This is a genomic window from Rhodococcus sp. RDE2 (assembly GCF_020885655.1).
Taxonomy (GTDB): domain Bacteria; phylum Actinomycetota; class Actinomycetes; order Mycobacteriales; family Mycobacteriaceae; genus Rhodococcus; species Rhodococcus pyridinivorans.
This window is the reverse complement of the sequence record NZ_AP025186.1, coordinates 5,049,743-5,065,045: the sequence shown is the minus strand read 5'-3', so window position 1 is coordinate 5,065,045 and position 15,303 is coordinate 5,049,743. Positions and strand designations below refer to the sequence as shown.

The 15,303-nt window shown below is 66.7% G+C and carries 13 protein-coding genes; 5 read left to right on the top strand and 8 right to left on the bottom strand.

Annotated features, from left to right (window positions below):
- Positions 1–6 precede the first annotated feature (6 nt).
- Positions 7–1,014 carry a LacI family DNA-binding transcriptional regulator gene (locus tag LPH33_RS23565; protein ID WP_420714466.1) on the top strand — a complete coding sequence of 336 codons (1,008 nt, stop codon included), beginning with the start codon at positions 7–9 and terminating at the stop codon, positions 1,012–1,014.
- A 6-nt stretch (positions 1,015–1,020) separates the two neighbouring features.
- Here LPH33_RS23565 and LPH33_RS23560 read toward each other — a convergent pair whose 3' ends face one another.
- Entirely contained in the window at positions 1,021–2,346 is a 1,326-nt protein-coding gene (locus LPH33_RS23560; RefSeq protein WP_229566327.1) for a serine/threonine-protein kinase, read from the bottom strand.
- 158 nt (positions 2,347–2,504) lie between these two features.
- Here LPH33_RS23560 and LPH33_RS23555 point away from each other — a divergent pair, with 158 nt between their 5' ends.
- From LPH33_RS23555 to eutC, 3 genes are all read left to right on the top strand, one after another.
- Positions 2,505–3,371: an SGNH/GDSL hydrolase family protein gene (locus LPH33_RS23555; protein WP_420714465.1), complete on the top strand. Its 867-nt coding sequence runs from the start codon at positions 2,505–2,507 to the stop codon at positions 3,369–3,371.
- A gap of 200 nt (positions 3,372–3,571) precedes the next feature.
- Positions 3,572–4,984, top strand: coding sequence for an ethanolamine ammonia-lyase subunit EutB (locus tag LPH33_RS23550; protein ID WP_229566325.1), 1,413 nt, complete (start codon positions 3,572–3,574; stop codon positions 4,982–4,984).
- Positions 4,981–5,745 (top strand): ethanolamine ammonia-lyase subunit EutC, encoded by a 765-nt coding sequence (gene eutC, locus LPH33_RS23545; RefSeq protein ID WP_229566324.1) that lies wholly within the window; start codon positions 4,981–4,983, stop codon positions 5,743–5,745. Before LPH33_RS23550 ends, eutC begins: the two co-directional genes overlap by 4 nt.
- A 50-nt stretch (positions 5,746–5,795) precedes the next feature.
- Here the strand turns inward: eutC and LPH33_RS23540 are convergent, their stop codons facing one another.
- The 5 genes from LPH33_RS23540 to LPH33_RS23520 form a co-directional block, all read right to left on the bottom strand.
- Positions 5,796–6,458 (bottom strand): TetR/AcrR family transcriptional regulator, encoded by a 663-nt coding sequence (locus LPH33_RS23540; RefSeq protein WP_229566323.1) that lies wholly within the window; start codon positions 6,456–6,458, stop codon positions 5,796–5,798.
- Positions 6,459–6,536: 78 nt separating this feature from the next.
- The gene (locus LPH33_RS23535; protein ID WP_129975474.1) at positions 6,537–7,685 is read right to left on the bottom strand and encodes an acyl-CoA dehydrogenase family protein; all 1,149 of its coding nucleotides are present in this window, start codon (positions 7,683–7,685) and stop codon (positions 6,537–6,539) included.
- A complete protein-coding gene (locus LPH33_RS23530; RefSeq protein WP_229566322.1) occupies positions 7,682–9,352 on the bottom strand; it encodes a class I adenylate-forming enzyme family protein in 1,671 nt (556 codons plus the stop codon). Before LPH33_RS23530 ends, LPH33_RS23535 begins: the two co-directional genes overlap by 4 nt.
- 26 nt (positions 9,353–9,378) lie before the next feature.
- On the bottom strand, positions 9,379–10,110 hold the full coding sequence (locus LPH33_RS23525) for an SDR family NAD(P)-dependent oxidoreductase (protein ID WP_129975478.1): 732 nt from the start codon (positions 10,108–10,110) through the stop codon (positions 9,379–9,381).
- A gap of 31 nt (positions 10,111–10,141) precedes the next feature.
- Positions 10,142–10,936 (bottom strand): enoyl-CoA hydratase-related protein, encoded by a 795-nt coding sequence (locus tag LPH33_RS23520; RefSeq protein WP_229566320.1) that lies wholly within the window; start codon positions 10,934–10,936, stop codon positions 10,142–10,144.
- 300 nt (positions 10,937–11,236) lie between these two features.
- Here LPH33_RS23520 and LPH33_RS23515 point away from each other — a divergent pair, with 300 nt between their 5' ends.
- Positions 11,237–12,022: a PASTA domain-containing protein gene (locus LPH33_RS23515; RefSeq protein ID WP_229566319.1), complete on the top strand. Its 786-nt coding sequence runs from the start codon at positions 11,237–11,239 to the stop codon at positions 12,020–12,022.
- On the opposite strand, the gene LPH33_RS23510 is transcribed toward LPH33_RS23515, so the two are convergent.
- Both LPH33_RS23510 and LPH33_RS23505 read right to left on the bottom strand, forming a co-directional pair.
- A complete protein-coding gene (locus tag LPH33_RS23510; protein ID WP_229566318.1) occupies positions 12,019–13,206 on the bottom strand; it encodes an NAD(P)/FAD-dependent oxidoreductase in 1,188 nt (395 codons plus the stop codon). The genes LPH33_RS23515 and LPH33_RS23510 overlap by 4 nt on opposite strands.
- Before the next feature lie 101 nt (positions 13,207–13,307).
- Positions 13,308–14,225, bottom strand: coding sequence for an RNA polymerase sigma-70 factor (locus tag LPH33_RS23505; RefSeq protein ID WP_229566316.1), 918 nt, complete (start codon positions 14,223–14,225; stop codon positions 13,308–13,310).
- Positions 14,226–15,303 lie beyond the last annotated feature (1,078 nt).

The window sequence follows — 15,303 nt, the reverse complement described above, 5'->3', positions numbered from 1 at the left end:
AACCGCATGCCCCGTCCCGACCGCGCCCCGACGCTCAAGGAGATCGCCGAGCGCGCCGGTGTCCACGTCTCGACGGCATCCCGGGTGCTGCGCCAGCCCGAACCGGTCGACGGGTGGTCGGACTCGGCCCTGCGGGTTCGGGAGGTTGCGGCCGAACTGGGATATCGCCCCAATCTGTGGGCGGCGAGCCTGCGGACCCGCAAGACCACGACCCTCGGTGTCGTCATGCCGAGACTCACCGACGGCGTGGTCGCCACGACCTACCAGGGCATCGAGGAAGCCGCCACGAAAGCGGGCTACTCGGTGCTGCTGTCGAGCCCGCCCGACGATCTCGAGGCGCAACGTCGCGCCATCGCGCTGCTCGTGGGCCGGCAGGTCGACGGCCTGTTGCTGAGCAGCATGCACCTTCCTGGTCGTTCGTTCGTCGAGTCGTTGGCACTCGGATCGCTGCCCATCCTCGCGGTCACCCGGCACGCCGACGCGGGGTTGCCGTTCGTGGTGGGCGACGACTACCGAGGTGGTGCGCTGGCCGCCCGGCATCTGCTCGACCGCGGTTACGACGACCTGGCGATCATCGCCGGCCCCGACCACGCCAGCACCGCCCGCGACCGACGCGACGGCTTCGTCGACACCGTGAAGGAAGCATCGGTGGCACTGCCGCCCGAGCGGATCGTGCGGTCGAGCTTCGACGTCGCCGGGGGTGTGAAAGCAGCGCGTGCGCTGCTGGATCGCCCCGATCGTCCCCGCGCGATCTTCGCGGTCAGCGACACCATTGCCATCGGCATCCTCGGTGTCGCCCGCGACCTGGGTCTGTCCATCCCCGACGATCTCGCCGTCGTCGGCTACAACGACATCCCCGTCGTGGCGCAGCTGCCGGTTCCGCTCACCACCGTGCGGTCGCCCGCGCACGATATCGGGGTGACGGCCATCGAGCGTCTGCTCGAACTCGTGCGAAACGGAGAAACGGAATCGACGCGACTTCCCGTCGAACTCGTGGTGCGCGCCTCGAGCTGAGCGACCTCACCCGTTACCGCGGCCGCTGTTCCCGTTGCCGCTGTTCCCGTTCCCATTGCCGTTGTTGCCGTTGTGGTTGCCGCTGTTCCCCCGCGAATTGCCGTTCCCATTGTTGTTGCCGGGTCCGCTGTTCCCGCGGGACTCGGGTTCGGACCTCGTGGACCCGGCATCCGCAGGCGGTGCGACGGGAGCGGTCTCCGGAGCGGGCACGACGGGCGGAACCACGGCGGTCTCGTCCGCTGTGCGCGCCGGGACTACCGTGGATTCAGGGGTCGCAGGAAGCTCGGTGGTGGCCGGTACCCGTTCGGGCGTCGATGCGGACATGCCCGGCGTCCGGGTCTCCGGTGTGGCCGCCGGCGGGGAGTCGCCCCGCCCGAATCCGAGCGCGAGACCGCCCACGGCGAGCGCTCCGACCAGCGTCAGACCCGCCGCGACGAGAACTCCACGGGAACGGTCCGTGCCTGCAGTGGTCGTCGGTCCGCCGATCTCACTCGCCGGCAGGAGGGCCGTCACCGCATGGGCTCCGTCGGAATTCTGCAATGCCGTGAGCATCTCGTGCGCACTGCGGACCCGGTCGAAAGGCTCTCGTGCCATGGCCCGTTCGATCACTGCGACGAGCCCAGGATGTGCATCCGGACGGAGTTCGGTGAGTGGCTGCGGCCGGTCGTGCGTGATGGCCCGTGCCAGCGCGAGGATGTTGTCCTCGGCGAACGGCCTCCGCCCGCACAGGGACTCGTAGCCGACGACGCCGACCGCATACAGATCGTCCGTCACGGACGCGGGATGACCGGTGATGCGGTCCGGACTCAGATAAGCGACGGTCCCCACGAGTTCACCGGTGCGGGTGAGGTCGTCGCCGACGCTCTTCGCGATACCGAAGTCGGCGACCTTGATCTCGCCGTTCTCCGCGATGAGTACGTTTGCCGGCTTGATGTCCCGATGGAGGATCCCCGCACCGTGCGCGGCGACGAGTGCCTCGAGAATTCCGGCGAGCACCGTACGCACCCGGTCGGCGGGTAGGGGTCCGCGGGCGATGTCGTCGGCGAGCGTCCGCCCGGGGAGCCGTTCCATAACGATGTAGGGACGTCCGTCGTGTTCACCCGTGTCGTACACGGCGACGATGCGAGGGTGGTTCAGGGCCGCGGCGGCCCGGGCCTCGACCTCGAAACGACGTCGTACGTCCGATCTGCTGCCGACCTCCCGTCCGAGCAGTTTGACGGCGACGGGCCGGTGGAGGCGGGTGTCCCAACCGTCGTGGATCTCGCCGTTGCCGCCCACGCCGAGCAGACCGCTCAGCTCGTAGCGGCCGTCGAGAACTTTGTGGACGGTCACAGGTCGACGGTAGCCGTTCGAAGGGGGGAGTAAACAAAATGCGCTGGTGGGAGGACGTGCATGCGAGCTTCATCCGTGATCTTCACCCGGTGCTCGTAACGCGTTTGTAATTCGTGCCGATCTCATGCCCGGGAGAAACACGCTGCCGGAGGGTCTGGATGAAGACGATTGTGCGAGCCGGGATCGTCGCCGGCATGGCAGCTGCATCGATGGTGTGGCCGGTATCCGCGATGAGCGACCCGGGCAACGAGCAGGGCATCCGCTACGTCGCGCTCGGCGACTCGCGCGCCGCCGGACCCTACCTCGACGCAGCGGCCATGCTCAGCGGATGCGCCCGCGCGGACGCGGGATATCCGAACCTCGTCGCGGGTTCGTTGCAGACCGTCAGCTTCGTCAATGTCGCGTGTTCGGGTGCGCGCACCGAGCACATCACATCCGTCCCGCAGCAAACGTCGACCGGATCGGTCCCGCCGCAGATCGATTCGCTCACGCCGGACACGAATCTCGTCACGTTGAGCATCGGCGGCAACGATGTCGGCTGGGCGGGGCTCGTCTCGGCCTGTTACACCGAGCTTCCGGGTAGCGACGCGCACTGCCGCACCGATCCGGGCACCACCTCGCGCATGGACGCCGCCCTGAGCGCGCTCGGACCGAAGGTCACCGCGACACTCACCGCCGTCCAACAACGCGCACCGCGCGCACGGGTCCTGCTGGTCGGACACGGTGGCGTCTTCGGCAACCGGGGTTGCTGGCCCAACATCCCCACCAGCGATGCCGACGCCTCCTTCGTGACGAACTTCTTCGTGCGGATGAACCGAGTACTCGCCCGGTCCGCCGGTGAGGCCGGTGCCGAGTTCGTCGACGTGATGGCCGGGTCGGAAGGGCACGACGCGTGCGCGCCCTCCGAGCAGCGCTTCTACGAGGGACGGCAGTCGCTGTCGCTGGCGAAGGCGCTGCATCCCACCGCTGCGGGGATGCGGCACATGGCGCAGCGGGTGACGAACGTCTGGTACCAGCAGGGCTAGGCAGACAACCGAAAGATGAGGCTCACAACCCTCATGGTCGACCACCAGGGTTGTGAGCCTCACTTCTGCGTTGTAAACCTCGAGCGACGACCAGCGGCGTTTCGTTCGTGACACTCGCCGGACACGACGGCGGAAAAGTGGAATGCTGCACTCCACTGCGTGCTCACATCCGTCGAACCGGTCCTGCGCGGGAGGCCTCGATGACGATCTACCGACAACAGCTCGGCGGAACCGGTTACGAGTTCGACGGCCTCGTCGATCTGCTCGGGAAGGCCTCCCCGCGCCGCTCGGGCGATGAACTCGCCGGATGCGCTGCCACCTCGGACGCCGAACGTGCCGCGGCACAGCTGGCCCTCGCCGACCTCCCGCTCTCCACCTTCCTCACCGAGGCGGTCGTGCCGTACGAGACCGACGAGGTCACCAGGCTGATCGTCGACACCCACGACGCGACGGCCTTCGCGCCGGTCTCGCACATGACCGTCGGGGAACTGCGCGATCACCTTCTGGAGGTCGCGGCCCGACCGGACTCGGCCGACGTGCTCGCGGCACTCGCGCCGGGACTCACCCCGGAGATGGTCGCGGCGACCAGCAAGATCATGCGCAACCAGGATCTCATCGCGGTCTCCCGCGCTGCGACGGTGACCAGTGCGTTCCGCACGACCATCGGGTTGCCGGGCCGGCTCGCGACGCGCCTGCAACCGAACCATCCCGTCGACGATCCGCGTGGGGTCGCCGCGTCCGTCCTCGACGGTCTGCTGATGGGATGCGGCGATGCGGTGGTCGGCATCAATCCGGCGAGCGACTCGCCGCACGCCGTGTCCGACCTGCTGCACCTGCTCGACGAGATCCGGCAGCGATTCGAGATCCCCACCCAGTCGTGCGTGCTCACCCACGTCACCACCACCATCGACCTGATCGAGAAGGACGCACCCGTCGACCTGGTGTTCCAGTCCGTCGCCGGCACCGAAGGCGCCAACCGCAGCTTCGGGGTGGACCTGGCAGTGCTGCGGGAGGGCAACGAAGCCGGCAGGTCGCTGCGACGGGGGACCGTCGGCAGCAACGTCATGTACTTCGAGACCGGGCAGGGCTCGGCGTTGTCGTCGGGCACCCATTTCGGGACCGGGGGCAGACCGGTGGATCAACAGACCCTCGAAGCGCGCGCGTATGCCGTTGCGCGCGAGTTCGATCCGCTGCTCGTCAACACGGTCGTCGGATTCATCGGACCGGAATACCTCTACGACGGCAAGCAGATCATCCGCGCGGGTCTCGAAGACCAGTTCTGCGGCAAACTCCTCGGCCTGCCGATGGGCGTGGACGTCTGCTACACCAACCACGCCGAAGCCGACCAGGACGACATGGACACCCTGCTCACCCTGTTGGCCGTTGCCGGAACAGCATTCGTCATCACCGTCCCGGGCGCCGACGATGTGATGCTCGGCTACCAGTCGCTGTCGTTCCACGACGCGCTGTACGTGCGGGAGGCCGCCGACCTGCGACCGGCACCGGAATTCGAGGACTGGCTACGCAGGCAGGGCATGGCGGACGACGTCGGTCGCATTCTGCCGGTGGACGTCGGCGCCTCCCCGCTGCGCGCACTCGGAGGTGCCCTGTGAGCGACTTGTGGGACGAACTGCGCCGGCACACCCAAGCCCGGATCGGACTGGGACGCACCGGGAACAGCATCCCGACACGTCGTCATCTGGAATTCGTGACGGCCCATGCCGAGGCGCGCGACGCTGTGCACGTCCCGCTCGATGTGCCCGGGATGGTGCGGCGGACGAAGGAACTCGGATTCGGCGATCCGTTGGTCGTGGAAAGCGCAGCGGAAGATCGCAGTACGTATCTGCGACGTCCCGACCTCGGCCGGCAGCTCGCCGAGGGAATCACGCTGCCGCGAGCGGAGGCCGATGTCGGCATCGCGCTGTGCGACGGATTGTCGTCCACTGCCCTCGACGCCCACGGACCCGATCTGCTCGCGGCGATCGTCGCTGCCCTGCCGGGGCTGACGGTGGCGCCGCCGGTGATCGCGACGCAGGCGCGCGTCGCGTTGGGCGACCACATCGGTGAGCAGCTCGGCGTCACGACGATGCTCGTGATCATCGGCGAACGGCCCGGCCTGTCGGTGGCCGACAGCGTCGGCGTGTACCTGACGCACCACCCGAGGCCGGGACGCAGTGACGCCGAACGCAACTGCGTGTCGAACATCCACCCGCCCGGCGGGATGACCTACGAGCACGCGGCGCGCGTCGTCGCAGCCCTCGTGAACGGGGCGCGGCAGTTGGGGGCGTCGGGGGTGGCGTTGAAGGACACCTCGCGGGATCCCGCACTCACCGACCCCGGCAGCGGAGCGCGAAACGGTCATCAGAGCGCGTAATAGCGCGCACCTGTGACCATTTCGCGCTCCGCTGTTTCAGTCGAGGGTGGTTACCGGAGGAAGTGCGCGTAGTCCGCGCGCCGCTCCGCCTTCAGCGTCGTGTTGAGCACCAGCCGGGTCTGGAGGCGGATGTAGTCGTCGAGGGTGTAGATGGACCCGAAATGCCAGTGCTTGAGCGCCCACCCGTGGGCGAGCAACAGGATGTCGAACACCATCAGGTCGACGTCGATGGGCTCCATGATTCCGGCGGCGATACCGTCGTCGAGGGCGGAGCGCAGCGGCGCCGACGTCTCGACCTCCAGTTCCTTGATCCGGGCGCGACCGTCCGCGTCGAGCGTGCGGCTCTCCCGGTAGGTGAGGACGGTGGCGTCGAGGTTCTCGTCGACGATCTCGATGTAGCGACGGATGCCGGCGGCGAGCCGTTCGACCGGGTCGTCGCCGGCGGCCTCCATCGCAGGTTCGATCTGGTCGCGGAAAGTGTCGAGGATCGAGACGATGGTGGCGAGGAGGATCTCCTCCTTGCCACCGAAGTACTTGTAGATCAATCCGACGCTGACACCGGCCTCGTCGGCCAGCGCCTGCATCGACATCTGGTGGAAACCGGTGCGCTGCATGACCTGCACGGCGGCGTCGAGGACCTGCTTGCGGCGGGAACTGGTACGAACTGCCCGCACGGCCTCTTCCACGGGAAGTGCATCGTGGTCGGTGGTCATAGGGGCTCCTCGTCGCTTTTCGGTCCGATTCACAGTACCGAGTGCTCAGCGGTGTGAATCGTGCAGCTGGGACGGTCGTCAGATCCCGAGATCCTTCGCAACGATCGTCTTCATGATCTCGGTGGTTCCGCCGTAGATCGTCTGGATGCGGGCGTCGACGAAAGCGCGTGCGACGCCGTATTCGCGCATGTAGCCATAGCCGCCGTGCAGTTGCAGGCAGCGATCGGCGACACGCACCTGCAGTTCGGTGGCCCACCACTTCAGGCGCGCGGCGCGGGCGGCGGTGAGCTGCCCGGCCACGTGCTCGGCGATGCAATCGTCGAGGTAGGTGCGGGCGATGTCGAGCTCGGTGGCCAGCTCGGCGAGCACGAACTGGGTGTTCTGGAAGCTCGACACCGGCTTCCCGAAGGCCTTCCGTTCGCGGACGTAGTCGAGGGTCTGCGCGAGGACGCCTTCGGCGGCTGCCACCGCGCCGATGGACAGCGACAACCGTTCCTGCGGGAGGTTGTGCACCAGCTGGTAGAAGCCGCGACCTTCGTCGCCGAGCCGGTTCGCGACCGGCACCCGCATGTCGGTGAACGTCAGCTCGCTGGTGTCCTGGGCATGCAGACCGATCTTCTCGAGATTGCGTCCGCGGGAGAAGCCGGGGGTGTCGGCCTCGACGACCAGCAGCGTCAGGCCCTTGTGCGGGTCGTCGGAGGTGCGGGTCGCGACGACGAACAGGTCGCCGTTCTGACCGTTGGAGATGAACGTCTTGGCTCCGTTGACGACGTAGTGGTCGCCGTCGCGCACCGCGGAGGTGCGGATGCCGGTGAGGTCGCTGCCGGTGCCGGGTTCGGTCATGGCGATACCCAGCACCGTCTCGCCGCGGACGACGCCGGGCAGCCACCGCGCCTTCTGTTCGTCGTCGGTCAGCTCGGTCAGGTAGGGCAGCACCACGTCGTTCTGCAGGGAGAACGCAATGCCGGCTGCGGCGTTGCCGGCGCGGTTGACCTCCTCGATGAGGATGGCGTTGTAGCGGAAGTCGTCGACACCGGGACCGCCGTACTCCTCGTCGACGGAGAAGGCGAGCAGTCCGAGCTTGCCGGCCTCGGTGAACAACGACCGGTCGAGGCAGCTCGCGTGCTCCCAGTCCTCGTGCACGGGAGTGATCTTGCTGTGCACGAAGTCGCGTGCGACCTCTCGGAACTGGTTGTGCTCGGTCTCGTATTCGAGGCGTGCATTCATCGGGTGATCCTCGAGTCGGTGGGTGCGGTGAACAATCCTGCGGCGAACTCGTCGGCTGCCGTTCGGGTTGCCTTGTAGTGCAGTTTCTTTCCGGTGGCAGAGACCGGCAGCGACTCGACGAACCGGTAGGCACGCGGTCGCTTGAATGTGGAGAGCATCGGATGCTCACGGCAGTGCGCGTCGAGCGTGTCGGCCGTGACATCGGAACTTCCGGCGACGATGTATGCGACGACGATGCGTCCCCAGCGCTCGTCGGGCACGCCGACGACGAGGCAGTCGGACACACCCGGATGCGAGTTGAGCGCTTCCTCGACCTGCACCGGATGGACGTTCTCCCCACCGCAGACGAGCATGTCGTCCTTGCGTCCGACGATCGTGACGAACTCTTCGGCGTCCCATGTGGCGAGGTCGCCGATGTGCAGCCATCCGTTGTTGAACTTGGCCTTCTCCTGGTCGGGGGAGTCGAAGTAGGCGTTCGAACCCTTGGGGGAGCGGACGATCACCTCTCCGACCTCTTCGCCGTCCTTGGCGACGACGTCGTCGTGGTGGGCGAGCCGGTCCTCGTAGATGTGGACCACGCGCACATCGTCGTCGGTGCAGGCACGACCTGCGGTGCCGGCATGCTCGGGCAGATCGGCGGGGCGCAGGAAGGTGTTCCAGAACCCTTCGGTGCTGCCGTAGCCGTTGAAGATCCGCGGGTTGAGAACCTGCTGGTAGCGCAGTGCCGCTTCACGTTCGAGCGGCGCACCCATCGTGACGATGCCGCGCAGCGACGACAGGTCGCGCGGACGGGCCTCCTGCGCGGCGGCGAGCATCGCGAGGTTGGTGGGCGCTCCGATGAGGAAGGTGAGTCCGTGCTCGGCGACGAGGTCGAGGACGCGGTCGGCGTCGAAGCTGCGCAGCGGCACCACTTCTCCACCGATGTAGAAGACCGGGTTGGGTCCTCCGGAGTACAGGCCGCCGCGGTGGAACCACGGCGTCATGTTGAGCGTCTTGTCCTCGGGGCTCAACGGGAAATGCATGATGACGTCGTGCGCGCTGAAGATCTCGATCATGCTGTTGAGCGGCACACCCTTCGGCATACCGGTGGTGCCCGAGGTGTACAGGCGGGTGGTCTCGTCCCACACCGTCCGGTGCAGCGGCGGGAGCGCGACCCGCTCGGCCGCCAGGTGCCGGTACCGCACAACGGTGGCACCGGGAACGGAGACCGGATCGCCGTCGCCCACCGCGACGATCACCTTCGGGGTGTGCGCCGAGCGTTCCAGCGCCTCCGTCACCATCGGGGTGAGCTCGGTGTCGTAGACGAAGACCGTGGGTGCGGACTTGTCGAGGATGAACGAGGTTTCGCCGGAGGCGAGCCGGAAGTTGATCGGCGAACCCACCGCGCCCACCGCCTGGGTGGCGAGATACAGCTCAGCGAACTCGACACTGTTGAACAGCTGATAGGCGACGACATCCCCGGCCTGCACGCCTGCATCGGCCAGACCAGTGGCGACTCGGTCGACGCGTTCGCCGAGTTCGGCGTAGGTCAACCGGGTTCCGGTGTCGGGATCTGTGATGGCAACGCGGTTCCCGTACCGTCCCAGGTTGCGCCGGAAGCCGTTGAGATACGTGAAGTCGTTCTCGAAGTACTCCCGGTAGGCCCGGGCGTTGTACGACGCGCTCATGATTCGATCTCCCCTGACGATGTCGATCAGCCGGCCATGGTGAGGCCGCCGCTGACGCTGATCACCTGGCCCGTGATGAACGATGCGGCCTCGGATGCGAAGAACAGGACGGGTGCGGCGACCTCCTCGGGTCGCGCGAGTCGCCGGAACGGGATGGCCTTGATGAGAGCAGCTTTGAGCTTCTCCTCCTGGGCCTGGAACAGCGGTGTGTCGGTGGGGCCGGGGCACACGCAGTTGACGTTGATGTTGTGCCGGGCCATCTCGCGGGCGAGCGACTTGGTGAGGGCGATGACGCCGCCCTTCGCTCCCGCATAGATGGATTCGCCGGAGCTGCCGACCCGGCCGGCATCGCTGGCGAGGTTGATCACGCGACCACCGTTGCCGGCGTCGATGATGCCGGGCAGGAAGGCACTGCAGATGTGCACCGGGCCGAGATAGTTGATCGCGACGACCTTCTCGGCGAACTCCGGTGTGGCGTTGAGGAACTGATCGGTGCGGTCCCAGCCGGCAGCGTTGACGATCACGTTGGGCACGCCCACTTCTGCGTGGGTGCGGTCGCGGAGTTCGTCGACCTGGGCGCGGTCGGAGATGTCCACCGGCAATGCGGTGATCAGCTGGGGGTACTCCTTGGCCGTGGCTTCGGCAGCCGCCAGGTCGAGATCGGCGGCGACGACGCGATCACCCTGCGCGGCGAAGGCGAGAGCGATGGCCTTGCCGATTCCGGAACCAGCGCCGGTGACCAGTGCGATGTTGCTCATGGGAGGTCCTTACGGGTCTGGGAAATTCGGATCAGGCCTTGACGTACTTCGCGAAGTCGGCGGGTCGCTTCTCCGCGAACGCCTTGGCCCCTTCGAGTCCCTCCTCGGACTTGCCGAACAGGTCGAGGGCCGACATCGCGAGATTGCTCAGGCCGGCCTGGTGGTCGGTGTCGGCATTGAACGACTGCTTGAGGAATTTGATCGCGGTGGGGCTCTTCTCGGCGATCTCGGCAACGACCGCCTTCGCCTCGTCGAGCAGTTTGTCTTGCGGGACAACCCAGTTCACCAGTCCCCAGCGTTCGGCGGTGGCGGCGTCGTACTGGCGGCACAGGTACCAGATTTCTCTCGCGCGCTTCTCCCCGACGACGCGGGCGAGGAAGGCAGAGCCGAATCCGGCGTCGAACGAGCCGACCTTGGGTCCGGCCTGGCCGAACCGGGCGTTCTCCGACGCGATCGTCAGGTCGCACAGGACGTGGAGAACGTGTCCGCCGCCGACGGCGACACCGTTGACGGCTGCGATGACCGGCTTGGGGATGTCGCGGATGAGCTTGTGGAGGTAGCCGATCTCGAACATGCCGCTCTCGGTGGGCCCGTAGTCGCCGGTCTCGGCGCGCTGCTTGACATCGCCGCCGGTGCAGAAGGCCTTCTCGCCGGCGCCGGTGAGAATGATCGCCGCGACCCGGCTGTCGGCCCAGGCCGATCGGAACGCCTTGATCAGTTCCTCGACGGTCTTGCCCCGGAAGGCGTTGTAGCGATCGGGCCGGTTGATCGTGATGATCCCGGCTGCGCCGTCGATCTCGTACGTGATGTCTTCGAAGTCGGTCATGGGATCCCCTTCATCGATGCAGGTAGGAGCCTGATCGAACAGCCATTCCCTGCGGGTGAATGACTATTCATTTTTCATGAAGCTACATTCACGAACGCAATGTGTCAACCGTCACATGGGCACTCCCCCCACTTGGGTGGATCTGACCCCGGATTCCGGGGCTGAACCCACCGAAATCGGCATCCGTGCGTCGTAACGACGAGGGGTGGCGCTCCGACACCAGTTCAGGAGGGCGCTCAGCACGTGTGCGGTCGGGAAAGTAGCGGCGCACGGAGCCTGGTGCCGGGTTGAAGGAGAAACATGAAGTTCGTCGTCCCCTACCTGCGCGTCGTAGCGGGGATGTTCGCCGCCATCACGCTGTGGCTGGCGATCGTAGAAGTACTCAACGGCAACGTGGCCGACGCCATCCCGTTCCTGGCATTCGCGGCCGGCCTGGGATATCTCGCGATCGGCAAGCCCCTGCGCGACCGCCGCAAGCGGATCAAGGCCGAACAGGACGCGATCGCCGCCCGCGCCGAAGCCGGTCACCGCGCATTCCTCGCGGGGGACGTGCGGGCCGCGATGGCGCCGCCGCCCGCGCCGCCGAAGCCTCCGAGGGTCCGCCGCGGGGTGCTCATCGCCGCTGCCGTTGCCGGGCTGTTCGTCTTCATGGGCATCATCAACGACATCTCGGACGGGCTGGACTCGCCCACGAAGGACGACGCGAGTACCACCCCACAGGCCACTCCTCGTGCCGCCGCACCGACGACCACCACGCCATCCACGACGTCGGCTGCCACTACGGCGCGGACCGTCGCTCCGGAAACCGTTCCCACAACGAGGGTTTCCACCACGCAGGTCGCTGCTGTGGCGCCCGTTGCCGTGATGCCGAACGTCGTGTGCATGAATCTCCAAGCGGCACAGGACATCATCCAGGCTGCGGGAGTGTTCTATTCCACGAGCGTCGACGCGACCGGTCAGGGACGAGCACAGGTATGGGACCGCAACTGGGTCGTCGTCGACCAGACTCCTTCGGTGGGAGCATCGATCGGTGAAGGCGACCCAGTGCTGTCCGTGTTGAAAGAAGACGAATTCAGCGGGTGTTAGGTCATCGGCTGTTCCGTGCGGGAGAGCTGTTCGGTGATGGCGGTGTTCGACGGATGACGGCCACCCCTGGGGAATCCCACCGCTCCCGGACGTAGGGCTTCGACCCGTAGGCCCGCCATCGCGGCCTTCAATCCGAGATCCTTGATCGTCGAGGCGATCCGGCCGGAATAGGCCCGTTCCTTCGGGGTGTCGTCGCGTTCGTGGAACTGGACGACGCCGACACGTCGGCCCAGGCTCACACCGACGCCGTTGAACCCGAAATCGAGGTTTGCAGGCTCTTCGCCGGCAATTCGGCTGAGAACCGTGTCGGCCGCAGCCAGGCCGGTGGGCAGGGCGGACTGGCATGCCATCCGCACCGGCTCTCCCGATGGTGCCGCGCAGTCACCGGCGGCGATCACACGGTCGTCGTCGATGCTGGTCATCGTTTCGTCGGTGAGGATGCGGCCGAGCGCATCCGTCCTGAAGCCGCTCGACCGGGCCAACTCGGGTACGCCGAATCCGGTGGTCCACACGGTGATTGCACTCTCGAGCACGGTGCCGTCGTCGAGTGCGAAACCGTCCGGTCCGACTCGGGTGACGCACGCGTTCTCGATGATCTCGACCTGCAGATCCGCGAGCCGTTCGTAGGTTGCGGCACGGGCCTTCTCGGACAGCATCGACCCGATGACACCGCTGCACACGAGGCGCACGCGACGTCCTTGTTCGGCCAGCTCGCCGGCTGTTTCGAGCCCAGTGAGACCGGCGCCGACCACCGTGACGACGGAATCGGCGTCGAGGCTGGTCAGCGCGAACTTCAGGCGCTCGGCATGCTCGAATTCGGCCACCGGGAACGCGAATTCCTCGACACCGGGCACGGTGGACCGCCTCGTGGCGGTACTTCCGACGGCGTAGACGAGATAGTCGTAGTCGACCGTTTCGCCGGACGCGAGCTGGACGGTGTGCGTGCCGGGTTCGATGCGGGTTGCGGTATCGACCAGAAGGTCGACTCCTTTCGCCAGAAGTCTGCGGTAGTCGCCGGACGCGTGGTGGTTGCCGACCGCGAACTGGTGCAGCCGGGTTCGCTGGACGAAGTGCGGCCGGGGGTTGATGACGGTGACCGCAGCCTTCCTGCTCATGCGGTTGGCGGCAACCGTTCCGGCGTATCCACCGCCGATGACGACGACGCGGGGGCGTGTGTTGGACATGGCTTCTCCGATCCGTTCGTTGGCTCTGTCGAGAGCCCTCGTCATTCAGGACCGGACAGCTACGTCGTTTGTGACATGCCGGGGCGAACAACCGGCGGGATTCAGGGTCGTTGCAGGTCGCGGAGCTTCTGGGCAAGCACGCGAACATCGGCCACTCGCCCCAGGTGGGCGAGTTTGTCCGGGTTGATCAGCACCCGGATCGCGCCGGTCTTCCCGTCCGTCACGTCGAACGTCATGACCTGCACGATGGCGCCGTCGGCGTCCCGCACGATCAGGCCGGGGAGCCGGTTGATCTCGCGGAGTTCGAGTGTCATGCCGAGCTGACCCATGGGCGAGACGAACGAGGCCAACAACCGCATGACCTTCTCGCCGCCGACCACGACCTTGCGGACGGCGGGTGCCTTGCCACCGCTGTCGGCGACGAGTTGCACATCGGCGGCCAGTAGGTCGCGCAGACCGTCGACGTCACCGTCTTGGAAGGCCGTGAGAAAGCGAGCGGTGAGCTGTTCGTGGGCCTGCGGATCGGTGTCGAATCGCGCCGAACCTTGATCGACGTGACGCCGTGCCCGCACGGCGAGCTGCCGGCACGCCGCTTCGGAGCGGTCGACGATCTCGGCGATCTCCGAGAAGCCGAACCCGAATGCTTCGCGCAACACGAAGACGGCCCGTTCGAGCGGACTGAGGCGTTCGAGCAGCACGAGCGCTGCCGTCGAGATCGACTCCCGCAGTTCGGCCGAGCGCGCCGGATCGTCGTACGGCTCCTCGAGTATCGGTTCCGGCAGCCACTCGCCCACATATCGTTCGCGCCGCGCCCGCGCCGATTCGAGCATGTTGATCGATACCCGGGTGACGACTGTCGACAGGAATGCTCTGGTCGAATCCGGTTCGACACCGGAGGTTTCGTATCGCACCCAGGTCTCTTGGACCGCGTCCTCGGCTTCGGTCACGCTCCCGAGGATGCGGTAGGAGATGGCGAACAACAGTGGACGCAGGTTCTCGAACTCTTCGACACCGGTCACGTCGGCCCCTCCCGTAGACCCGTGCTTCGATCACAGCACTCCACCCGGGGTTCACGCAATGAGGAGGAAGTCGATCGGGAACGAAGCGGGCGCCCTGCGGGCGGCTGCGCTCGACCGATCGGAGACCCTTCGGGTCCCTGAGTCGTCGTCCCCCTTCCCCAAGGCTGCCCGGTCGCCATGCCCCGATAGACCGTCTCGGCCAGCACGGATAGCCCCACGTCGCGGAGGACGTGCGGCTCGTACTGGACCCGGTCGTTCGTGTCGACCCGCACGATCGGGTGCTCCACCACCAGCTGTGGAGACGAGGGATACTGGTGCCCAGTCGGTTTCGAGACAGGGAACGGCCCCGGCTCGCAGCGTCGGTGCGCTGACGTCGGACTGTGGGAGACGAGCGACGAGCTGCGTCGACGCGCCTCGGCTACCGGAACGGCCCTCGTGCGCGACGATGCAGGTGAAACGTCTCGAGCCCTCCGATCGCGGTGGATCGGAGGGCTGGAAAGTCAGGACGTCGGGTGTGAGCCCGGGGGAGCGGGTGTGTATCGGCCGGCGCGGAAGAATGCGCTCGCGGCTCGTTGCTGGAGTACGCCTCTCGAGGGCGTGTGGATAGACTCCACCCTACGGTGCATGACAGTCCCTATCTGTCTTGTGCCCAGACCCCGGTCCGGTGTTGGCGCACCTGCCGGGGTCGACCTGTTTTCAGGTCGGTGGAGGGATGGTCGCACGGGTGTGCGAAGTCGTCAACTCGAACACACGTTCTGGATTTGCCGTTCTGGAAAGGGTAGGACGCGCAGCGCTACGTCCGAATAGCGCTTCTTGCAACGATTGTCGCGCTTGTTCATGGATAGACCAGTGGTTCGGATGTAAAACCGATTGTCAGCCGTCATCGAATCCGACGCGGCCTATGGTGAGACTTCTTCGCGTCGAGCCCCAACTTCCCACAAGTGCGCGTCGAGATGGCACAGTGCGGCACGGCCGACATCCGGGAAGAAGGGGGGCTCGCGTGGGAGCTGTGCGACGCACGGTGGTAGCGACCGCAGTCGCGGCCACGGCCGCGGTAGGTGTATCGACGGGGCAGGCA